Annotated in this window: 16 protein-coding genes; 7 read left to right on the top strand and 9 right to left on the bottom strand. The window is 65.4% G+C overall.

Annotation, left to right across the window (positions count from 1 at the left end; genetic code table 11):
• Window positions 1–68: 68 nt before the first annotated feature.
• The gene (locus ACXYN8_RS01265) at window positions 69–2,426 is read left to right on the top strand and encodes a DNA translocase FtsK (protein ID WP_458887460.1); all 2,358 of its coding nucleotides are present in this window, start codon (window positions 69–71) and stop codon (window positions 2,424–2,426) included.
• A gap of 85 nt (window positions 2,427–2,511) precedes the next feature.
• Here ACXYN8_RS01265 and ACXYN8_RS01260 read toward each other — a convergent pair whose 3' ends face one another.
• The 5 genes from ACXYN8_RS01260 to ACXYN8_RS01240 form a co-directional block, all read right to left on the bottom strand.
• Window positions 2,512–4,782, bottom strand: a complete 2,271-nt coding sequence (locus tag ACXYN8_RS01260) for a YadA-like family protein (RefSeq protein WP_458887459.1) — start codon at window positions 4,780–4,782, stop codon at window positions 2,512–2,514.
• Window positions 4,783–4,989: 207 nt separating this feature from the next.
• Window positions 4,990–5,745, bottom strand: coding sequence for an anti-sigma factor (locus ACXYN8_RS01255; protein WP_458887458.1), 756 nt, complete (start codon window positions 5,743–5,745; stop codon window positions 4,990–4,992).
• Window positions 5,738–6,289 carry a sigma-70 family RNA polymerase sigma factor gene (locus tag ACXYN8_RS01250; RefSeq protein WP_458887457.1) on the bottom strand — a complete coding sequence of 184 codons (552 nt, stop codon included), beginning with the start codon at window positions 6,287–6,289 and terminating at the stop codon, window positions 5,738–5,740. Before ACXYN8_RS01250 ends, ACXYN8_RS01255 begins: the two co-directional genes overlap by 8 nt.
• Window positions 6,290–6,436: 147 nt before the next feature.
• Window positions 6,437–7,486, bottom strand: a complete 1,050-nt coding sequence (locus ACXYN8_RS01245) for a substrate-binding domain-containing protein (RefSeq protein WP_458887456.1) — start codon at window positions 7,484–7,486, stop codon at window positions 6,437–6,439.
• A 75-nt stretch (window positions 7,487–7,561) separates the two neighbouring features.
• On the bottom strand, window positions 7,562–8,956 hold the full coding sequence (locus tag ACXYN8_RS01240; RefSeq protein WP_458887455.1) for an OprO/OprP family phosphate-selective porin: 1,395 nt from the start codon (window positions 8,954–8,956) through the stop codon (window positions 7,562–7,564).
• 214 nt (window positions 8,957–9,170) lie between these two features.
• Here ACXYN8_RS01240 and ald point away from each other — a divergent pair, with 214 nt between their 5' ends.
• Together ald and ACXYN8_RS01230 are read left to right on the top strand one after the other, a co-directional pair.
• Window positions 9,171–10,292: an alanine dehydrogenase gene (ald, locus tag ACXYN8_RS01235; protein ID WP_458887454.1), complete on the top strand. Its 1,122-nt coding sequence runs from the start codon at window positions 9,171–9,173 to the stop codon at window positions 10,290–10,292.
• Between the two features lie 52 nt (window positions 10,293–10,344).
• Window positions 10,345–12,087 carry a GGDEF domain-containing protein gene (locus ACXYN8_RS01230; protein WP_458887453.1) on the top strand — a complete coding sequence of 581 codons (1,743 nt, stop codon included), beginning with the start codon at window positions 10,345–10,347 and terminating at the stop codon, window positions 12,085–12,087.
• A gap of 3 nt (window positions 12,088–12,090) precedes the next feature.
• On the opposite strand, the gene ACXYN8_RS01225 is transcribed toward ACXYN8_RS01230, so the two are convergent.
• The 3 genes from ACXYN8_RS01225 to ACXYN8_RS01215 are packed head-to-tail and all read right to left on the bottom strand — an operon-like array spanning window position 12,091 to window position 15,218.
• Window positions 12,091–12,486, bottom strand: a complete 396-nt coding sequence (locus ACXYN8_RS01225) for an acyl-CoA thioesterase (protein WP_458887451.1) — start codon at window positions 12,484–12,486, stop codon at window positions 12,091–12,093.
• A complete protein-coding gene (locus tag ACXYN8_RS01220; protein ID WP_458887450.1) occupies window positions 12,486–12,986 on the bottom strand; it encodes a hypothetical protein in 501 nt (166 codons plus the stop codon). Before ACXYN8_RS01220 ends, ACXYN8_RS01225 begins: the two co-directional genes overlap by 1 nt.
• A 57-nt stretch (window positions 12,987–13,043) precedes the next feature.
• Complete coding sequence (locus tag ACXYN8_RS01215) at window positions 13,044–15,218, bottom strand: S9 family peptidase (protein WP_458887448.1); 2,175 nt, start codon at window positions 15,216–15,218, stop codon at window positions 13,044–13,046.
• A 144-nt stretch (window positions 15,219–15,362) separates the two neighbouring features.
• On the opposite strand from ACXYN8_RS01215, the gene ACXYN8_RS01210 reads away from it, so the two are divergent.
• From ACXYN8_RS01210 to ACXYN8_RS01195, 4 genes are all read left to right on the top strand, one after another.
• Window positions 15,363–17,180: an aminopeptidase P family protein gene (locus ACXYN8_RS01210; RefSeq protein ID WP_458887447.1), complete on the top strand. Its 1,818-nt coding sequence runs from the start codon at window positions 15,363–15,365 to the stop codon at window positions 17,178–17,180.
• A gap of 193 nt (window positions 17,181–17,373) precedes the next feature.
• Window positions 17,374–17,949: an EF-hand domain-containing protein gene (locus ACXYN8_RS01205; RefSeq protein WP_458887446.1), complete on the top strand. Its 576-nt coding sequence runs from the start codon at window positions 17,374–17,376 to the stop codon at window positions 17,947–17,949.
• A gap of 7 nt (window positions 17,950–17,956) precedes the next feature.
• Window positions 17,957–18,688, top strand: a complete 732-nt coding sequence (locus ACXYN8_RS01200) for a response regulator (RefSeq protein WP_458887445.1) — start codon at window positions 17,957–17,959, stop codon at window positions 18,686–18,688.
• A gap of 4 nt (window positions 18,689–18,692) precedes the next feature.
• On the top strand, window positions 18,693–20,060 hold the full coding sequence (locus ACXYN8_RS01195; RefSeq protein ID WP_458887443.1) for a sensor histidine kinase: 1,368 nt from the start codon (window positions 18,693–18,695) through the stop codon (window positions 20,058–20,060).
• Here ACXYN8_RS01195 and ACXYN8_RS01190 read toward each other — a convergent pair.
• Window positions 20,049–21,575, bottom strand: a complete 1,527-nt coding sequence (locus ACXYN8_RS01190) for a helicase HerA-like domain-containing protein (protein ID WP_458887442.1) — start codon at window positions 21,573–21,575, stop codon at window positions 20,049–20,051. The genes ACXYN8_RS01195 and ACXYN8_RS01190 overlap by 12 nt on opposite strands.
• Window positions 21,576–21,657 lie beyond the last annotated feature (82 nt).

Here is a 21,657-nt window from a genome sequence, read left to right as displayed (position 1 = left end):
GACGCAGCGCGCTTGACCGCGAGTCTCCGAGGATTCATTATCTGTTCCTATCCCAGGGAGGTACGGGCATGGCATCGCGGGCAATGAGCAGGAAGCCGCAGGTCGACTGGCGAGTGACATTCCGTCGCTCGCTGCGCCGCGCCATGCAGCTGACGGGCGCGATCGGCCTGTTCATCGGCCTCGCGTTCCTCGTGCTCTCGCTGGTCAGCTACACCCACACCGACCCCTCGTCGTCCACCGCCGCTTCCGGCACCGACATCGGCAACTGGATGGGCGCAGGCGGTGCATGGCTGGCGGAACGCGTGCTGTTCCTGTTCGGCATCCCGTCAGTCCTGCTGCTGCCCCTGCTTTACGCTTTCGGTCGCAAGCTGTGGCGCGAGGCGGATGACGACGACGTCATCAGCGAACGCGCATGGTGGCGGACCGTGGCGACACTGGTCGGCGCGATGGTGCTGTTCAGCACCGTGCTGTCTCTGACCTTCGACGGCCCCGGCTGGTCGCTGCCCGCTTCGATGGGCGGCATCACCGGCCTTCTGGGCGCTTTCACGGTCGAATTCCTCGCCGGACTGGCGGGCGAAACGTTGAGCGGCTGGATCATCTTCGCCGTCGCCGTATTGGCCCTTATCGCGGGAGCCTCGCTTGCAGGCCGTGTCTTCGCGCTCGACTGGGCGCAATTGCTGACCCTGCCCGAAGCCCTGCGCTTCTCGCGCCGCCCTGCCCGCGAATACGACGCTGAGGACGATGCTATCGACGTCGCTCCGAAAAAGCGCGCGCGCAAGTCCGCCGAGCCGGAAGAGCGGGTCGCCGCCACCCTCGACGAAACGCCGCGCCGAAGCCCGGAAATCAGCGATCCGCGCACCCCGCCGAAGAAAGCCGAACCGGCCAAGGCGAAGCAGCGCGACATGTTCGCCGCCTTCGACCTGCCTAGCATCGACTTGCTGGAAGATCCGCCCGCCAACAACGCGCCAAAGCTCGACAAGATGGCGCTGGAACGCAACGCCCGCCTGCTCGAAAACGTGCTCGACGATTTCAATGTGAAGGGCGAAATCACCGCCGTTCGTACCGGCCCGGTGGTGACCATGTACGAGCTGGAACCTGCCCCCGGCATCAAGGCAAGCCGCGTGATCGGCCTGTCCGAAGACATCGCCCGCAACATGAGCGCGATCAGCGCGCGCGTTTCCGCCATTCCCGGCAAGACCGTGATGGGCATCGAACTGCCCAACAAGGACCGCCAGATGGTTGCGCTGAAGGAACTCGTCGCGTGCGAGGCTTTTGCCGATGCCAAGGGCAATCTGCCCATCATCCTGGGCAAGGACATCGCGGGCGAACCGATCGTGGTCGACCTTGCCTCCATGCCGCACCTGTTGGTCGCAGGCACCACCGGCTCGGGCAAGTCGGTCGGTCTGAACTGCATCCTGCTTTCGCTGCTGTACCGCTTCAGCCCGCAGGATGTGCGGATGATCCTGATCGATCCCAAGGTGCTGGAGCTCAAGAGCTACGACGATATCCCGCACCTCCTCGCCCCTGTCGTGACCGAACCGCACAAGTCCGTCCGCGCGCTCAAATGGGCGGTCGAGGAGATGGAGAAGCGCTACCGCATGATGTCGAGCATCGGCGCGCGCAACATCAACGGCTTCAACGAACGGGTGAAGACCGCGATCGCCAAGGGCAAGCCGCTCGGCCGCCGGGTGCAGACCGGCTTCGATCCCGACACGGGCGAGGAAATCTTCGAGGAAGAGCAGCTCGATTACGAAGTGCTGCCGCAGATCGTCGTCATCGTCGACGAACTGGCCGACCTGATGATCACCGTCGGCAAGGAAATCGAAGTGCTGATCCAGCGCCTTAGCCAGAAATCGCGCGCGGCGGGCATCCACCTCATCATGGCAACGCAGCGCCCGTCCGTCGATGTCATCACCGGCGTGATCAAGGCCAACATGCCGACCCGCATCAGCTTCAACGTGACCAGCCGCATCGACAGTCGCACCATCCTGGGCGAGCAGGGCGCCGAACAGCTGCTGGGACGTGGCGACATGCTCTACAAGCCGAGCGCGGGCGCACTCACCCGCGTCCACGGGCCGTTCGTGTCCGACGAAGAGGTCGAGGAAGTCGCCAGCCACTGGCGCGGACAGGGCAGCCCCGACTACATCGACGCCGTGACCGAGGAACCGGAAGACGGCGGCGGCCTGACCTTCGAGGACGAATTCACGGCCTCCGACAATCCGGAGGAACGCAAGTACCGGCAGGCCTGCCAGATCGTGATCGAGAACCAGAAGGCTAGCGGTTCCTGGCTCCAGCGCCAGATGGGCGTAGGCTACAACACCGCCGCCAAGTGGATCGAGCGGATGGAAGGCGAAGGGCTTGTCGGGCCTGCCAATCACGTCGGCAAGCGCGAGATCTACCGCGACGCCCACGGCAACCCGCTCTGACTTCTACGTAGCCTCATAAAAAGGGGGCCGGAGCTTGCGCCCCGACCCCCCGCCTGCTGGTCCGCAGGAACCTGATGAGGGAAGTTTACCAGGCGACCTGAAAACCAGCCCGCGCCCCCACTTCTCCGCTGTCGAAGCCCACCCCAAGGCCGGCGGAGAAGGCGGCTTTTTCCGACACGCGAGCGGTCATCGCCATCGTGCCGGCACCCTGATTGTCGAAGTAACCGACGCCGCCCGACAGGGCGAAGTTGGCACCGCCCGGAAGCATCGGCGATTCCATCGCCAGCGCCATGGCGACGCCTTCGCTGGCCCGGTCGATGGCCTTCGAGTTGCGGTCGGTACGATCGAACAGGTCGTCGATCTGTGCCGCCTGTGCCGATGACATCGACTGGAGCGAGGCGATGCTGGCCGTGTTGGTGGCGATGGCCGCACTGTTGGCGTTGACCGACGACTGCTGCGCGAAGCCCGACAGGTCCGGACCCATCGACAGGCCGAGCGTGCCATTCGCGTCCGCGGTCACGAAGCCGAGCCCGCCGGTCTGGTACTGGCCGCTGGTGTCGAGCGAAGCGACGACCACCTGTCCGTCATTGTCCGCAACCGCTCCGTTGCCGATGGCGATGGAGTTGACCCCGCCAGCGGACGACTGGTTGCCGATGGCCACCGCGCCGTCGCCGCCAGCATTGGCCGCTTCACCCAGCGCGACGGAGCGAACGCCGCCTGCCGCTGCAAGGTGGCCGACTGCCGTTGCACGCTCTGCCGAAGCAGCCGACTGCCAGCCCAGCGCGGTCGCGCCCGGCCCCATCGCCATGCCTTCTCCGCCCAGAACGGTCGTCGAGTTGCCGATCGCGAGGGCGTTGGCACCGATTGCCAAGGCATCGACTCCGTCAGCAACCGCACCATCGCCGGAACCATTCGCATCTCCGCCGATGGCGATGGCTCCGGCCTGCCGCGCTTCAGTATCGGCACCGATGGCAATGCCATGGGCATCCGTCACGAGGGCGCCGTAGGTGCCGTTATCGGAATTGCCGCCAAGCGCGATGCCGTAGTCGCCCAGCGCCGCAGCGTCTTCCGCACCGGCAAAGGACTGCGTCCCGCTGGCCGTGGTCTGATGACCGACTGCGGTTGCCATGGCGCCGTCTGCTACCGACTGCCAGCCCAGCGCGGTTGCGCCCGGCGTAGTCGCCACCGATTCGCCGCCGACGGCGGTCGTCGAGTTGCCCATGGCGAGAGCGGTATCGCCCAGCGCCAGCGCGTCGACGCCGTTGGCAATCGCTTCGTTGCCAATCGCAGTGCTGTTGTCCGTCTGTGCATCGGCGTTCTCGCCGATGGCGATGGAGCGGATGCCCATGGCCGTCGCGAGATGGCCGACAGCGGTCGAACGCTCACCCGACATGGACTGCCAGCCCAGCGCGGTGGCGCCGGGTCCGGTCGCTACGCTCTCGCCGCCGAAAGCGGAGGTCGAATTGCCCATCGCCATGGCGCTGTCGCCCACGGCAATCGCATCGACGCCGTTGGCAATGGATTCGTTGCCGATGGCGGTCGAGAAATCGGACTGCGCGTCGGCATTCTCGCCTACTGCGGTGGAGCGAACGCCCTGCGCCGTTGCGAGGTGACCGACGGCGGTCGCACGCTCTGCCGTCGCGGCCGACTGCCAGCCGAGCGAAGTCGCGCCCGGGCCCATCGCCATGCCTTCGCCGCCCAGAACGGTCGTGGAGTTGCCTTCCGCCAGCGCGTTTGCGCCGATGGCGACCGCGTCCACGCCGTTGGCCACCGCGCCGTCGCCCGAGCCGTTGGCATCGCCGCCGATCGCAACTGCACCAGCTTCACGTGCTTCGGTGTCCGCGCCGATGGCAATGCCATGCGCATCGGTGACCAGCGCGCCATAAGTGCCGCCGTCCGAATTGCCGCCGATCGCGACGCCATAGTCGCCGAGCGCGGCGGCATCTTCTGCACCGGCGAAGGACTGTGTGCCGGTCGCAGTCGTCTGATGGCCCACCGCGGTGGCCATCATGCCATCGGCGGTCGCCTGCCAGCCGAGCGCGGTCGCGCCAGGCTGTGTCGCGTCGCTTTCGCCGCCAACGGCGACGGTGGAGGCGGCGCTGGCGGTTGCCGGCTCTGCGCCCGCATCGTCGCTGCCGATGGCAACGGCGTCAGTGCCGGTCGCGCTGGCGCCGGTGCCGACCGCGGTTGCGCCAGCGGCGCCGGTGGTGGAATTGGTACCGCATTCGGTACTGTTCGCAGCGGCGCCGTCATTGCACTCGGGCGTCACGTCAGCCTGCGCCGGTGTGGCGAGCGCGAACATCGCGGTGCTCGCGAGAAGTCCGAACGCCAATGTCTTGGTGTGATTGCTTGTCATGGAAATTGCCTTCCTGTCTTTGGACCAGAAGACCGGGGACCTTGGCTCCCCTCCCGCGGGCGAACCCGCACGAACAAACGTTCCCGGCCAGCCACCACTTCGTGATGGTGCCAGCAGTTACGTCGCGGGTGTCCGATCGGATGCACCGCGAATGAACAAATTTAGCAGAAAATATTCAAACCGCTGAAATCCGACGGTTTTTTCCGGTCAAACGCGGTCGAGCGCGCCCGCGATCAGGATCGGCGGAGAAGGCTCCATATGGATTTCACCCGCGTCTTCGAAGGTGACCGCCAGCGCGGATCCTTCCACCAGCAGGCTGCGCTCGCGTTCTGACAGTTCGCGCGTGAAATTGCCCGACTGGGGGATTTGGCCGAGAGAGACCGGCGCGCCGCCTGCCGGGATCACCCAGAGTTCCGGTGCCTTCCCGGCCTCTGCTTCGAAGCCGGTCAGTTTCAGCGCGAGTTGCCCGCCAGCCGGATCGATCACGCCCGCAAGCTGGCGCTCGCCGCTTTCATCCTGGAGTTGCGCAATCAGACGCTCGCTCGGCGCCTGCGCGATCTGCGGGTCGCCGACCTCGCCGCCGCGGTCGCCCGGCGTTGCGACATAGATCGCGATACTCGCCGCGAGCGCCGCGAAGCCAGCCAGCGCGGTCGCAATGCTCCAGCGCGATGCACCTGTCGGATTGGCCGGGGTCGCCGCCGCCGCGCCGTGACCGTCCAGCGCATCGATCCGCGCCAGGATACCGGCCAGCACCTCGCGCGAGGGGGTTGCCGGTGCCGCGGCTTCCTGCATTGCGGACAGGCGCGTTTCCCACCAGCGAACGGCATCGGCGAAATCGCTGTCGCGCATCTGCAGTTGCAGCGCGGCAGACAGTTCTTCCCCCTCCAGCACGCCGAGCGCCAGTTCGCCCGCGCGAACGAAGGGGTCGTCGCCGTCGATATCGGTGTCGATCGGATCAGCCACCCAGACACCCTTTCAGCCCGGCCAGCCCCCGACGGATCCAGCTCTTCATCGTGCCGATCGGCACGTCGACCAGCTTCGCCAGTTCGGAGTGGCTGTATCCATCGAAGAATGCGAGCTTGATCGAGCGGCGATGATCGCCCTGCAGTTGTTCGAGACAGCGGCGCAGGGCAGCATTGTCTTCCACGTCGCAAAGCCATTCGTCGGCTGGCTTGAGTTCGTCGTCCTCTACCTCAGGCAGGGTATCGACGCCGCTTTCGCGAATGCGACCCTGGCGGCGCAGGTCGCTGATCGCAGTGTTGCGGGCGATGACGCACATCCAGCTGATGGGGCTTCCCTTCGCCGCGTCGTAGCGACCCGCGCGCTGCCAGACGCGGACGTAAACGTCCTGAAGCACGTCCTCCGCCCGTTCGCGGCCGGGCACGATTCGCAGGATCACGCCGAACAGCTTGGCCGAGGTCATGTCGTAGACCCGGCGCAGCGCATCGCGGTCGCCGCGCGCCATCTGCGCCATCGCATCCGCCAGTTGTTCGCGGCGTGTGGTCACCCGGTCCCCCGAAAGTTCAGTCGGCGCAACCTCGCAGATGCAGGTCAGGAGTCAATGACGGCTTTGGGGCATTTTCAAAAAGTTACGGGCCGCCCCCCGATCTGGGGGGACGGCCCGTTCCCGTTGGTCCTCAAAGGGGAGGGAGGATTACTTCAGGTCGCCAGCGGCCAGCGTGGTGTATTCGGTCGCGGCCGTGGTGCTCTTGGCCATCACGTCTGCCGGCGAGGCGACGAGGCCGATCTTGGCGAGCGGGCCGTCCTTGTTCCACATCGTGGTCCACTGGGAGACGAACTCCTTGAGGCCCGGAATGGCGTCGAGGTGTGCCTTCTTCACGTAGATGAACAGCGGACGCGCGCCGGGATAGGCGAAGGTCGAGATGTTCTCGTACGTCGGGTCCACGCCGTTCATCGGCAGGCCCTGCACCTTGTCCGCATTTTCCTCGAGATAGGAATAGCCGAACACGCCGACCGCGTCCTTGTTGCTTTCGATCTTCTGGACGATCAGATTGTCCTGCTCGCCCTGATCGACATAGGCGCCATCGCCGCGCACTTCGGTGCAGAGCTGGTCGTACTGCTCTTCGTCGGAATCCTTCAGTGCGGCCATTTCCGGGTTCGACTTGCAGCCCGCTTCCAGCACGAGTTCCTTCAGCGCATCGCGCGTGCCCGAGGTGCTCGGCGGACCGTAGACGAGGATCGGCTTGTTCGGCAGCGAGGGGTCGATGTCCGACCAGTTCTTCGCGGTCTGTTCCTTGCCGTAGGGTTTGGCGGCAATCGCCTGGTAGACGATTTCCGGGGTCAGGTTCATCGTGATGCCGCCCTGCGAGGAGGCAAAGGCGATCCCGTCGAGGCCGACCTGGATTTCGATCACGTCATTGACGCCGTTCTTCTGGCAATCTTCCAGTTCCGAGGCCTTCATGCGGCGCGAGGCATTGGCGATGTCAGGGTGCTGCACGCCAACGCCAGCGCAGAACAGCTTCAGGCCGCCGCCGGTTCCGGTCGATTCGATGCGCGGCGATGCGAAGCCGGGGTTCTCGCTGACGAAGGTTTCGGCCACTGCCTTGGCGAAGGGAAACACGGTCGAGGAGCCGACCGCCATGATCGAATCGCGCGAGCCGCCTTCGGCGCTGCCCGCTCCGCCACACGAAGCAAGCGCGACGGACGAAATGGCGAGGAAGAAAGTCGATTTAGCAAAACGCATTGGATTACCCCTTGGGAAGAAACTGTGGCCGCCGTTATGCGGCGAATGTGACAAACGCGTGACCGCGCCGGAGGATCAGAAATCCACCTGCGCGCGCACGCCGAAGGCATCGACGTCATAGGACGTATCACCGCCCGCCGCGGCGTAGACCGCGTCGGTGTAGGACAGCTTGGCATAGTTGAAGAACATGCGGGTGTAGTCGGTTGGCGACCACACGAGCGAGAACTCGTAACCGTCCTGCTTGCCGCCGACGATCCCGGCGTCGTTGAGATCGAGGAAATCGTATCGGGCATTCAGGCTGATCGCGCCGATGCCGCCTTCGCCGACTTCCTTCTTCGGCTTCACGCGGTCGAACAGGCCGTTCTTGTAGCCGCGCGTATCGCCGGGCGTCAGGAAATAGCCTGCCTCGACATAACCGCCGAAGAAGGTCGGGTTGTCGAGTCCGGGCCGGCTGACGGTCTGCCAGAAACCTTCCGCCGCAACAGACAGCGGGCCTGCGATAGCCGCCGCTTCGAGCCCGTAGCCGGTTTCCCTGGTGGCCGGCATGGAGCCGGTGTTGATGAACCGTTCGGACGTGAAGTGCACCAGCGGGCGCTGACGGTAACGCACGGTGGACCCGTCCTCCAGCATCGCCATGTGAGCCGAGCCGCCGAGGTGCAGCTGCGTGCCGCGGAATTTCGGCATGTAGACCGCGCGCCCGTCGAGCGACCAGTTCTTATTGGGCGTGTCGCCGATGTTGTCGCTGAAGATGCCGGCCTGCACCAATACGTCGCCGGTGGTAGCCTGCGCGGAAACGCCCAGACGCCGTTCGAACCCGAAGGCGTCGGTGAAAGCCGCACGCTCGATGAAGGACGTGTGCCGGCTGCTCGACAGCTCTTCCAGCCCCTGGAAATTGTTGTGCTGTCCGACAGTCAGCGTCAGCGGTCCGTCCGCATAGCTCAGCGAAGCATCGGTGACTTCCGTGGCATTGCCAGCGAAATCGACTTCGAACTTGTAACCGAAACCGCCGGGAATGTCGCCTTCGACGCCAAGGCGCGCGCGCCGCATCTCGCTGCCGAAACCGTCCTCGCGACCGGTCGAATCGGGAGCATCGACGAAACCTGCGTCGATGTTCAGGCGGCCGCGGGGCTTGAAGCTCCACCCGCTCTTGCTTTCGATCAGCGGTGCGCCCTTCCACGCGATGGTCGTGTCGGACGCGGCCTTCGCGCTGTCGGCGGCCTGCGTCGCTGCCTGCGTCGCTGTGGCGCTGGCGACCTGTGCCGCCTGGCCCGCCGCATTCGCCTTAGCCGAAGTGGTCTCGAGCTGCGCTTCCAGCGTGTTGATGCGCTGCGCCATGGCTTCCATCTGCGCGCGCATCGCCTGCAATTCCTGCTGCATGGCGACTGCATCGCTGGCCTGCGCCTCCGCAGGAAGCGCCCAGCCGGCCGCGACCATCAGCGCGAGGCCCGAAATCGTCTTTCCAGACGTCATCCTTCAAATCCTTTATGACAGAATCATTGCGGTTTCGCGGCGCGTCTAGGTTCGAGACGTGACAGTTTCGTGACACATCTGGTGGCAAACGCCCGGCTGCAGGGTTCCCGAGCCGGAACCGCTGCCGACGTCAGCCGCTTCTCTCCCGCCGGCGCTTGCGGGAAACTGGTTACAGTTGTAACTGCCGCGCGCATTCATATCAGGAGCACTCCCCATGCGGATCGGTACGCCCAAGGAAATCAAGAATCACGAATATCGCGTCGGCCTGACGCCGGAAAGCGTTCGCGAACTGGTGGCGCAGGGCAACGAGGTATGGGTGGAAACCGGCGCAGGGGCAGGCATCGGCGCGGGCGACAAGGAATATCGTGAGGCCGGCGGCATCATCAAGGACGGACCGGAAGACATCTTCGCCGAATGCGAGATGGTGGTGAAGGTCAAGGAACCGCAGGCCGACGAACGCGCCCGGCTGCGCGAGGGACAGATCCTCTACACCTATCTCCACCTCGCGCCCGATCCGCAGCAGACGAAGGAACTGGTCGAGAGCGGCGTGACCGCTATCGCCTACGAGACGGTCACCGGCCCCAACAATACGCTGCCATTGCTCAAGCCGATGAGCCAGGTGGCGGGTCGCATGAGCATTCAGGCCGGAGCCAGCGCGCTCGAAAAGGCGCATGGCGGACGCGGCGTTCTGATCGGCGGCGTGCCGGGTGTCCTGCCGGGCAAGGTCGTCATCATCGGCGGCGGCGTGGTCGGTTTCAATGCCGCGCAGATGGCCGTGGGCCTTGGCGGCGATGTCGAGATCCTCGACCGCGATCCCGAAGTGCTCGAAAAGGTCGGCACCTTCTTCGAAGCGCGTGCCAGCACCCGCTTTTCCAATCGCACCAATCTGGAAGACGCGATCCGGCAGGCCGATCTCGTGATCGGCGCGGTGCTGATCCCCGGCGCGGCAGCGCCCAAGCTGGTGACCCGCGAAATGCTGGGTCACATGAAGACCGGTGCCGTGCTCGTCGATGTCGCGATCGACCAGGGCGGATGTTTCGAAACGAGCAAGCCGACCACGCACGACAATCCGACCTACGTTGTCGACGACATCGTGCATTACTGCGTTGCCAACATGCCGGGCGCCGTGGCGCGCACCAGCACCTATGCGCTCAACAATGTGACCCTCCCCCACGCCCTGCGCATGGCGCGCCATGGCTGGAAGGAAGCGATGCGCCGCAACTCGCACCTGGCGGAAGGTCTCAACGTCCACGCCGGCCAGGTGAACTATCAGGCCGTCGCCGAAGAACTGGGTTACGATTATGTCCCCGTGGCGGACGCTATCGGCGGGAACTAAATATCTGAAAGGTTTTACTCCCCGCTAACCGAGCTGCACGTAAGCTGGGGGAATGAAGTGGGGGTTTACGGGCAAGGCGCTGGCCATGGTGGCCGTGTTGCTGGGCACGCTGTTGGCATCGCCCGACGCGGCCCGCGCCCGCGCGCTCGACACCGCCGACATCACGCGAACCTGCTACGCAAGCAGCAGTCGCGGCGAGGATGTTGGCGCCGTGATGGCCGATCCGGCACGCTGGCAATGCGGGGCCTTCGACGAAGATATTTCGGCGGAACGCCTGCTGCTGAGCTTCCGGCTGGCGGACGACGCCGCCACGCCCCGCAGCTTCGTCTCGCGACGCAGCCGGCTCGAAGCCGTGACCGTATATGCGCAGGACAGGTCCGGCGAGATTGCCTCCCTGCGATACGAGATGGGCGATCTCGTTCCCGCGGGCATCGAAGGCCTGGTGGCCGCGCAGGTGCCGGCGACCGGCCGTCCCTTGCGCCGCGTCGTGGTGGCGTTCGACATGCCGACCACCCCGGCGCTCGTCAGTTCGGCTCGTCTCGACACGGACCGGGAGGGAATTTCGGCGGGCGACCTGCGCAGCTACATGGTGGTTTCCGCCATCTGCGGGATGTTGCTGCTGCCGTTCCTGTTCAACTGGGCGTTCTGGCGCGTGTTGCGGGCGCGCTTCCTGCTGTGGCACGCGGCGCTCACCATCGCGATGTTGATGGCCGTTAGTTCATCCTCCAACCTGCTGGCGGTCGCGTTCGGCATGTCGAACCGAGTGGTGAGCGACCTCGCCACGCTGGGTTTCGGCCTCACCGTGGGAACCGGCGCAATGTTCGCGGCTGCCTTCATCGAGCGCAACAAGCTGAACCCGCTCCTGCGCCGGCTGTTGCCCTTCACCGCCGCATGGGCGGTATCGGCCAGCGCGCTTCATGCCGCCTTCCCCTACGTCCTGCGCCCGTGGCAGATCGACATCTACCTGTTCGCGTTCCTGCCGGTGCTCGTCATATTGCTGGCGGTGCTGGGCAATGCGCTATTCCACCGCAGCCGGGCGGCGATGTTCCAGATGATCGGCTGGGCGCCGCTGATCGTCACCGGGGTCATTCGCCAGCTTTCCTACCTGACGCCGCTCACTCCCATCAACGATGCCATGCCGCTGTTCTACTTCGGCTGCGCATTCGAAGTGCTCGCGACCGCGCTGGGCGTGGCGGACCGGATGATGCTGCTGAAAGTGGAACGTGACTCTGCGCGCAGCGCCGCCCGCGAGATGGAGCGACTGGCGGACCGCGACGCGCTGACGGGCCTGCTCAACCGCCGTTCGATCGAGCCGCGCTTCGCCCAGCTGCGGCGCGAAGGCTTCAGCACGATGGCGCTCATCGATCTCGACCACTTCAAGCGCGTGAACGACCGCTTCGGCCATCAGACCGGCGACGAAGTGCTGCGCTGCTGCGCCGACGTTCTCTCCCACAGCGACGACCGGGATACGATCGCGCTGCGACTTGGCGGGGAGGAGTTCATGCTGCTGCTGCGCGGACCCGATGCGAGCCAGCGGGCGGAGAACCTGCGGCAGATGCTGACCATACGCGTCGCGCAGAAGTTGGACGCGCTCGACCGGCCCGTCACCGCCAGCATGGGACTGGTCGAAATTCCGCGCGAAGGCTTTCTCGCCACGACCTTTGCCGATTTCTACGCCCGTGCAGACAAGCTGCTGTACGAAGCCAAGGAGACGGGCCGTAACCGCAGCGTGACCGAGCGTCTGCACAGCTTCGAGCCGCCCAGCATTCCCTCGCGCCGGGCAAGAGCGGCCTGAGCTTCAGTCGACCGGGTAGAACGGCGCGGCGATCTCCGGCCGGACGCGATGCAGCCGGCCGCTCGCCTTTTCGATCATCGCCCAGGTCGAGCGCGCGGCGACGATTACCTTTCCGCTCCCATCGCGAAATTCCACGCAGCGATCGAAACGCGCACCGCGCGGGGGATCGGGAATGAAGGTCGTCGCCTCCACGCTCTCACCCTCGGAGATATTGCCGCGGTAATCGATCTCGTGGCGCACGACGAGCCAGACGTAGTCCGCCTTGTGTTCCTCTCGCGCGACCGCTTCCCAATGCGCGGTCGCCAAGTCCTGAATCCACTGCACCCACACCGCGTTGTTGACGTGCCCCATCACGTCGATGTGTTTCGGCGCGGCGGTGAAGGTCCTGGTGAATGGCATCAGCGAATTTCCGTCGTCAGTTCGATATGTTCCAGTATCCATGAGAGGCCATCCCTGCGGAAGCGATAGATGTTGCTTGGCGAGCGATCCGCGCCGCTCGCGGTAAAGCCTGCAAGTCCGTCACGCTCGATCCTCCAATCCTCCGTCACTTCGAGGAGGCGCGGCATCGGGCCGTTCGATTCCCCGTCATCGATTAGGCCCGGCGGCAGACCCTTTGCCGCTGCGAATTGCCACTCTCCGAAGGGTTCCGCCATGAACATGCGAACCGATCGCGGGTCGCTCATCGCGTCAAGCACCACGTCCTTGGTCAGTGGCGGTGGATAGGTATCGACTTGCGGCAGCATCTGCCTTGCGAAACCTCCGCGAACGACAGCACGGTCGTAGCGCGCCGCGATGTCGCCCGGGGCGGCATCGAAATCACTCAGCGCCTCGATCGCCATCCGCGGCGAAAGGGCGTACCAAGCTCCTGCCGCAACGGCGAAGACCGCGAGCGTGACCACCGCCGCAATAATCGGACGCCTGTTCGTTGCGGCTGCACTCAAGGGTGAAATCAGCGCCTACTCCTCGATCCCAAGCTGCCACAGGATGAAGGCGAATTCCTCCGCCGCTTCGTAAAGCGAGGCGAAGCGACCCGACTTGCCGCCGTGGCCTGCGCCCATGTTGGTCTTGAGCAGCAGTTCGTTGTCGTTGGTCTTGGTGTCGCGCAACTTTGCGACCCATTTGGCCGGCTCCCAATAGGTGACGCGCGGATCGTTCAGACCGCCGGTAACGAGCATAGGCGGGTAATCTTGAGGGACGACCTGGTCGTAGGGCGAATAGCTGAGGATGTAGGCAAAGGCCTGCTTGCTCTCGATCGGATTGCCCCATTCGGGCCATTCGCCCGGCGTGAGCGGGAGGCTTTCGTCGAGCATCGTGTTGAGCACGTCCACGAACGGCACGTGCGCCACCACCGCGCCCCACAGGTCGGGATCGGTGTTGGCGACCACGCCCATCAGCTCGCCACCGGCGGAGCCGCCGCTGGCGCTGACCTTGCCCTTCGCGGTGTATCCCTTCGCGATCAGGCCCTTCGCGACATCGACGAAGTCGTTGAAGGTATTGGTCCGCTCGTTAAGCTTGCCCTGCAGATACCAGTTGCGCCCCAGGTCGTCGCCGCCGCGGATGTGCGCGATGGCATAGGCCATGCCGCGATCGAGCAGGCTGAGCCGCGAGGTCGAGAAATTGGGCGGGAAGGCATAGCCGTAAGCACCGTAGGAATAGAGGTGGAGCGGGCCGCCAGCCGGACGATCCTTGCGCATCACCACGCTGACCGGCACGTGCGTCCCGTCGCGCGCCGTGACGGTGAGGCGTTCGGTCGTGTAGAGCGAGGCGTCGTAACCGCTCGGGATTTCCTGCTGCTTGAGCAGTTCCAACTCGCCGCTGGCGACGTGGTAGTCGTAGACCGAATCCGGCGTAACCATGCTTTCGTAAGTCAGCCGCAGAGTGTCGACGTCGTATTCGGGATTGTTCGACAGGCCGGTCGAATAGCTCGCTTCCGGGAACGCGACCGGCGTGATTTTAGCCGGATCGTCGTAGGACCGCAGTTGCACCTGATCGAGGCCGTTCAGGCGCCCCTCTGTGACGTAGAAGCCTTTGTATAGGTCGATGTCGGTCAGGTAGAATTCGTCCGACCCGGCGATCAGCGTGGACCAGTTGCCCGGGTCGCTCAGCGGGGCGGTGGCCAGGCGGAAGTTGACGTGATCGTCGTTCGTATGGACGTAGATCGTGCCGTCGCGCACATCGACGTCATATTCCACGCCCTTGCGGCGCGGCTTGACCAGCAGCTGCTCGCCCGTCGGATCGTCCGCGCGCACGAGCCGCACTTCGCTGGTTTCGTTGTCACCGGTGGCAATCGCCAGCCAGTCGTCCTGAGCGGTTAGCCCCGCGCCGACGCGGAAACCTTCGTCCGGCTCGCGGAAAATCTCGACATCCTCGCTCACATCGGTGCCGAGGCGGTGGAGGCGGACATTGTCGACGCGCCAGTTCTCGTTCGCCTTGCCGTAAGCGATCATCGTGTCGTTCGCGACCCATGTCAGGCCCGACAGCGTTTCCGGTATCTCGTCCGGCAGCGTCTCTCCGGTCTGCAGATCCTTGATCCTGGCAAGGAACCGCTCGGAGCCGTTGTCGTCGTAGGAATAGGCGAGATAGCGCCCGTTGTGGCTGACCGAAGCTGCGCCGAGGCGGAAGTATTCCTTGCCTTCGGCCAGTGCGTTTTCGTCGAGGATCAGCACCGCATCGCCGCCGGCGGCAGGCTTGCGGTAATGCTGGCGGTACTCCTTCCCTTCTTCGAAGGCCGACCAGTAGATCCAGTCGCCGTCCTTTTGCGGAACGGTGGAATCGTCCTGCTTGATGCGGCCTTTCAGCTCTTCGTAGATCGTTTCCACCAGCGCCTTGCGCGGTGCCATGCGCGCTTCGAACCAGGCGTTTTCGGCCTTCAGGTAATCGAGCACGTCCGCGTCATCGATGGTGGGATAGGACTGGTCCTTCAGCCAGTGATACGGATCCGAAATCGTGATGCCGTGACGCGAATAACTGTGTTCGCGCTTCTCCGCTACGGGCGGGGCGGTAGGGACGGGCTGGGTCGCCTCTTCACTCACTTGGTTCGTATCCTTGTTCTGGGCCGATGCGGCCGAAGGGGCGGCGGCAAATGCCGCGCTGGCGATGGCGAGAAGCGATATGGCGCGCAGCGTAGTCATTGAAAGTCCCCCTTGGGCCGCTCGGCTGGAAAGCAGCTGCGAAACAGCCTATGTTGCCCGCCATGACCTAGCAAGCCTGCGCCTGCGCGAAAGCGTGCGATAGCGCCAAGGCCCGACACGAATTCGATACAGGATACGACGCCCATGCTGATGCAGACCCACGATGCCCGCCTTTCCGCCCTGAGGGAGGAGCTGTCGCGCCGCGGCCTCGACGGTTTCGTGATCCCGATCAGCGACGAACACATGAGCGAATATGTCGGCGACTACGCCCAGCGTCTCGGCTGGCTGACCGGCTTCGGCGGCTCTGCCGGCAGCGCGGTGGTGCTCAAGGACAGCGCGGCGATCTTCGTCGACGGGCGCTACACCGTGCAGGTGCGCGACCAGGTGGACGAGCGTTTGTTCGAATATCAGTCCGTCCCCGCCACCAGCCCGGCAACATGGATCGCCGCCAACGCGCCGCAAGGGGCAAAAATCGGATACGATGCGTGGTTGCATTCAGATGGCTGGGTGCAGTCCGTCGATGCCGTGATCGCCAGGCGCGGCGCCCAGTTGGTCGCGGTCGAAGGCAATCCGATCGATTCTGTCTGGGCCGACCGGCCCGAACCCTCCCCCGCCGTGGCGGAGGTTCATGGCGATGAATTCGCGGGACGCTCCAGCGCGGAAAAGCGGTCCGAAGTTGCCGAATGGCTGAAGGAAGAAGGGCACGACGCGACCGTGATCGCCGCGCTCGATTCCGTGGCATGGCTGCTCAACATGCGCGGCGCGGACATCACCCATACGCCAGTCGCGCTGAGCTACGTCGTCGCCCATGCGGACGGGACGGCGGACCTGTTTATCGCGCCGGAAAAGGTCACGGCGGAACTGACGCAGCACCTCGGCAATGCCGTACGCGTCCGCAGCCGCGAGGAATTCGTGCCCATGCTCGAAGGGTTGTCCGGCAAGACCGTCGCCATCGACCCGGACTACTCGGTAGCGGGCATCGCGCAGGCATTGAAGGCGGGCGGCGCAAAGGTCGTCACCGCACGCGATCCGGTGATCCTTGCCAAGGCGATCAAGAACCCTGCCGAGCAACAGGGCCACCGCGACGCACAGGCGCTCGACGGGGTGGCGGTGACCAAGTTCCTCCACTGGATGAGCATCGAGGCGCCGAAGGGCGGGGTCGACGAACTCTCCGCCGCCGCACGGCTGAAGGCTTTCCGAGAGGAATATGCGGGCCTGCGCGACCTGTCGTTCGACACCATCTCCGCCGCAGCCGGCCACGCCGCCCTGCCGCACTACAAGGTGGACGAGGACAGCAACATCCCGGTCCCGCCGGGCAGCATCTATCTCGTCGATTCGGGGGGACAGTATCCCGCCGGCACAACCGACATCACGCGGACCGTATGGATCGGCTCGACCGACGGCACGGCGCAGCCGACCGCGGAAATGAAGGACCGCTTCACCCGCGTGCTGAAAGGGCACATTCAGCTGGCGATGCAGGCCTTCCCGCCCGGGACCAGTGGCGGCCAGCTCGATGCGCTGGCGCGGATGCACCTGTGGAACGCGGGCGTGGACTATGCCCACGGCACCGGCCACGGCGTCGGCAGCTTCCTGTCGGTCCACGAGGGGCCGCAGCGGATCGCCAAGCCGGGCGGCGCGCAAGCCGGCACTGGCGAGCCTCTGCTTGCGGGAATGTTCCTCTCCAACGAGCCGGGATATTACAAGGCGGGCGAATACGGCATCCGCATCGAGAACCTCGTGCTGGTCGAACCGCGCGAAATCGACGGGGCGGAAGGCGACTGGCTCGGCTTCGAGACGCTGACATTCGTGCCGATGGATCGGACGCTTGTGAACCGCGATCTGCTCAGCGAAGCGGAGATCGCCTGGTGGAACGATTACCATGCGCAGACCCGCGCGATCCTTGCCCCGCAAATGGAAGGCGAGGTGCTGGCGTGGATGGAGGAGCAGTGCCGCCCGCTCTAGGCGAACTGTCGGGTCGATGAACGCCGCGCCGCTGCTGCGACACTTTGCGACAAATCTGGCCGCACCCGGCATAAACCTGCGACAGTCGGCGGCTAGAAGGGGAACACGGACTGGCGGGGCGCCGAGCAACTCCCTCCCCCTCTGTGACGAGGCGCCCCGTTGGTCCAACCCCATGAAGCAACGGAGTATCCCCATGACTCGCAAGTCCAAGATCATCGCCGGCAGCCTCGCTGCGATCGCCACGCTCGGCGCTGGCGCTGCCATCGCCCAGACGCAGACTGCCCGCCCAGACATGACCCGCGCCGCCGCGACGCAGCGTGCCACTGCCATGTTCCAGAAGATGGACGCCAATTCGGACGGCAAGATCGACGCCGCCGACCGCGAAGCCCGGCAGGAAGCGCGCTTCGCCCGGCTCGACACCAATGGCGATGGCACGATTTCCGAAGACGAATTCAATGCGAAGCGAGACCGCCGGGCCAATATGGGCGAGCGGACGGCTGGCGATCGCATGGGCAAGCGCGGCGGAATGCGCGGCCATCGCGGTATGCATGGAATGCGCGGCGGCATGATGAAGGGCGCCGATGCCAACAATGACGGCGCGATCACGCAGGCCGAATTCTCCGCCGCAATGCTCGCCCGCTTCGACGCGGCCGACACGGACCGGAACGGCACCATCTCCGCAACTGAACGCGAAGCCCAGCGTGCCGAGCGCAAGGCGCGGATGGACCAGATGCGCGCCGCTCGCGCCGCACAAAGCCCCGCCAATTGACTAACCGATGACGGAGACGCCCGTCACCGTATTGCTGGTCGATGACGAACCGACCTTGCGCGAACCCCTGGCCGAGTATCTCACCGGTCAGGGGTTCGTCGTGCGCGAGGCCGAAAGCGCAGCCGCGGCGCGCAGCCTCCTGCTGACCTCGCGCCCCGACATCGCGCTGCTCGACATAATGATGCCGGGCGAGGACGGCCTTTCGCTGTGCCGCCACCTGGTCGAGACGCAGCACCTGCCGACCATTCTGTTGACCGCGCGAGGAGAGCCGACCGACCGTATCATCGGCCTCGAGATCGGCGCCGACGACTACGTCACCAAACCGTTCGAGCCGCGCGAACTCGTCGCGCGCATCCGCAGCGTATTGCGCCGGGTCGATCGGCCCACAACCGATGCGAAAGAGGATGCGCACTATCTGTTCGAAGGCTGGCGGCTCGATCCGGTTCGCCGCCGCCTGACCGATCCCGAAGGCACGCTGGTGCCGCTTTCGAGCACGGAGTTCCGCCTGCTTCGGGCGCTGCTCGACAATCCGCAGAAAGTGATGGACCGCGACCTGCTGCTCGACATCGTGCAGGGGCGCGAGGCGAGCCTGTTTGACCGCGCGGTCGACAACCAGGTCAGCCGGTTGCGGCGCAAGCTGGAAGCGGACAGCCGCAATCCCGCGCTTATCCTGACCGTGCGGGGCGGGGGCTATCAACTTGCCGCCGACGTGCGCCGCGCTGTCGCAGGCACGGCCTGACCCCATGCGCCTGTGGCCCCGCAGCCTTGCCGGACAACTGATCGCCACGGGCGGGATCGCCCTGCTGCTCGCTCACCTGCTGGCGGCGTTCCTGCTGGTGCGCGCGGCGGAGGAACGACAGGCCGAAGACCTCGCCAATGCGGCTGCCCTGCGTCTCGTCCCCGCACTGTCGGATGAGACAATGATGCAGCGACGATTCGGGCGCGAGCGGCGCTTCGGACGCATCATGCAACGGGTCAGCGTGCCGGACTATGCCGCGCTGCCCGGCGACCGGCCCCTGCCCGAAATCGGCGAGCGGCTGGAAACCATCCTGCAGGACGAGGGCATCGCCATCGACCGCCTCGTCGTCACATCGCGAAGCGCCCGATCCGACCCGATGGTCCGTGCCATGCTCGGCCAGTCGTCGCCCGAACGACAGGCGCGGTGGGGGGAGCGGCAGGTGCTGGTCGCAGCGCTCAAGCCCGCCGGTGCTGATGAGTGGCGCGTCGTGCGCGTTCCGATCCGGCCCGACCGGCGCGGGCTGCCCGCGGCCATGTGGCTTCAGCTGGGTCTCGCCTTCCTCGTTCTCGCCATCGGGCAGTATGTCGTGCTGCGCCGGATCACCCGTCCGCTCGCAGCGCTGAAGGGGCGGATGGAGGATTTTTCCGCCCGGCAGGCCACCGACGGGCAGCTGGCGCCCAGCGGCCCGCACGACGTCGCCAGCCTGATCGAAGCGCACAACGCGATGGAGCGGCGGGTGGTCGGCCTGCTCGACGAAAAGGACATGATGCTCGGCGCGATCGGGCACGATCTCAAGACCCCGCTCGCTGGGCTGCGCGTCCGGATCGAGAGCGTTACCGACGATACCGCGCGCGCGAAGATGGCCGCGCAGATCGAGGAAATGGCGCTGATGCTGGACGACATCCTGTCGCTTGCGCGGATCGGACGGGCACAGGAAGAGCGCGAGAGCATCGATCTAGCTGCATTGCTGGAAACAGTGGTCTCGGAATACGAGGATCGCGGCGAGCCGGTTACGCTGGCCGAGGCGAACCGCACGGTTCTGCCCGCGCGCGAGATCTGGCTGCGGCGTGCGATGCGCAATCTGATCGATAACGCGCTGCGCTATGCCGGAAAGGCGCAGGTTTCACTTTCTACAGACGCAGGCGGCATCGTGATCGCGGTCACGGACGACGGGCCCGGAATACCGCCCGAAAACATCGCTGCGATGCTCGAACCCTTCGTGCGCGGCGAAGTGTCGCGCAACCGCGCCACGGGAGGCGCGGGCCTCGGCCTCACCATAGCGCGCGCCATTGCCGAACAGCATGGCGGCACCCTGTCGCTCGCGAACCGGAAAGGCGGCGGGCTGACCGCCGCAATTCACCTACCGCATTAGGCTGCCGAAGATATTGCGCACGAAAGCGGTCGCCCCGGTCTTGAGCGGATCGGCGCTCGATTTCTTTCCCAAGGCCGTCGCCACCGCGATCGAGGCAAGCGAGCCAGCCGCAGCCGTCATCGCGCCCTTGCCCGCCTTTTCCCACATGGACGGCGTCTTGCGCGGCTGCTTTTCCACCGCGTCGCGGCCCTTGGCGGCGACTTCCTGCGCTGTCGCCTCGGCATCGGCCGCTTTCTGCGCGAGCACTTCCTCGGCGCTTTCACGGTCGACGGCGGTGTCGTATTTCCCCTCCACCGGGCTGATCGACTGAATGATCGCGCGTTCCTTCGCCGTGAGCGGCCCCAGGCGGCTGCGCGGCGGCTTGATCAAGGTCCGCTGCACGATCGATGGCGCGCCGTCGTCCATCAGGGTCGACACCAGCGCCTCGCCCACGCGCAATTCGGTGATCGCTTCCTCGACGTCGAGGTCGGGATTGATGCGGAAGGTCTCCGCCGCTGCCCGGATCGCTTTCTGGTCGCGCGGAGTGAAGGCGCGCAGCGCGTGCTGCACCCGGTTGCCGAGCTGGCCCGCTACCTCGTCCGGGATGTCGATCGGGTTCTGGGTGACGAAATAGACGCCCACGCCTTTCGACCGGATCAGGCGCACGACCTGTTCGATCTTCTCTTCCAGCGCCCTCGGCGCATCGTCGAACAACAGGTGCGCCTCGTCGAAGAAAAACACCAGCTTGGGTTTCTCCGGGTCACCGACCTCGGGCAGGCTTTCGAACAGTTCGGCCAGCAGCCACAGCAGGAAGGTCGCGTAAAGCTTGGGGCTGCGCATCAGCTTGTCCGCGGCGAGCACGTTGATGTAGCCGCGACCCTGTTCGTCGGTGCGAAGGAAGTCGGCGATCTCCAGCGCCGGTTCGCCGAAGAAATTGTCTGCGCCCTGACTTTCGAAGCTCAGCAATTGCCGCTGGATCGCTCCGACGCTCTGGCGGCTGACATTGCCGTACTTGCCGGACAGTTCCTTCGCATTCTCGCTGGCGAAGGCGAGCACCGACTGCAGATCTCCGAAATCGAGCAGCAGCAGATTGTTGTCGTCGGCGTAGCGGAAGACGATCTGCAACACGCCTTCCTGGGTGTCGTTGAGATCGAGCAGGCGCGACAGCAGCAGCGGACCCATCTCGCTCACCGTGGTGCGGATGGGATGGCCCTGCTCTCCGTAAAGGTCCCAGAAGATCGCCGGATTGTCCGAATAGGCATAGTCGGTCATGCCCAGTTCTGCGGCGCGTTCCTCCAGCTTGGCGGCGTGCTTGAAAGTGGGGGAGCCGGGCATGGCAATGCCGGAAAGGTCGCCCTTCACGTCGGCGAGGAAGACCGGCACGCCCTGGGCCGAGAAGCTTTCGGCAAGCCCCTGCAAGGTCACCGTCTTGCCGGTGCCGGTGGCGCCTGCGATCAGGCCGTGCCGGTTGGCGCGGCCAAGGTTCAGCGCCTGCCGCTCTCCGTTACCGGCCAGGCCGAGGAATATCTCGCTCATCAATCGTGTCCCCCAAAGCGGCGTAATATGCGCGCGGTTTGGCGAGCGGGCGGCGCGGGGTCAAGCGCGGCGCTCGACACCG

Source organism: Altererythrobacter sp. CAU 1778, from assembly GCF_054482795.1.
Note: the sequence above shows the minus strand (reverse complement) of the source record. Positions and strands in the feature narration are given on the sequence as shown.

Coding starts and splice junctions, on each gene's coding strand:
- ACXYN8_RS01265 (WP_458887460.1), top strand. CDS start 69: ATGGCATCGCGGGCAATGAGCAGGAAGCCGCAGGTCGACTGGCGAGTG.
- ACXYN8_RS01260 (WP_458887459.1), bottom strand. CDS start 4,782: ATGACAAGCAATCACACCAAGACATTGGCGTTCGGACTTCTCGCGAGC.
- ACXYN8_RS01245 (WP_458887456.1), bottom strand. CDS start 7,486: ATGCGTTTTGCTAAATCGACTTTCTTCCTCGCCATTTCGTCCGTCGCG.
- ACXYN8_RS01240 (WP_458887455.1), bottom strand. CDS start 8,956: ATGACGTCTGGAAAGACGATTTCGGGCCTCGCGCTGATGGTCGCGGCC.
- ald (WP_458887454.1), top strand. CDS start 9,171: ATGCGGATCGGTACGCCCAAGGAAATCAAGAATCACGAATATCGCGTC.
- ACXYN8_RS01230 (WP_458887453.1), top strand. CDS start 10,345: ATGAAGTGGGGGTTTACGGGCAAGGCGCTGGCCATGGTGGCCGTGTTG.
- ACXYN8_RS01225 (WP_458887451.1), bottom strand. CDS start 12,486: ATGCCATTCACCAGGACCTTCACCGCCGCGCCGAAACACATCGACGTG.
- ACXYN8_RS01215 (WP_458887448.1), bottom strand. CDS start 15,218: ATGACTACGCTGCGCGCCATATCGCTTCTCGCCATCGCCAGCGCGGCA.
- ACXYN8_RS01210 (WP_458887447.1), top strand. CDS start 15,363: ATGCTGATGCAGACCCACGATGCCCGCCTTTCCGCCCTGAGGGAGGAG.
- ACXYN8_RS01205 (WP_458887446.1), top strand. CDS start 17,374: ATGACTCGCAAGTCCAAGATCATCGCCGGCAGCCTCGCTGCGATCGCC.
- ACXYN8_RS01200 (WP_458887445.1), top strand. CDS start 17,957: ATGACGGAGACGCCCGTCACCGTATTGCTGGTCGATGACGAACCGACC.
- ACXYN8_RS01195 (WP_458887443.1), top strand. CDS start 18,693: ATGCGCCTGTGGCCCCGCAGCCTTGCCGGACAACTGATCGCCACGGGC.
- ACXYN8_RS01190 (WP_458887442.1), bottom strand. CDS start 21,575: ATGAGCGAGATATTCCTCGGCCTGGCCGGTAACGGAGAGCGGCAGGCG.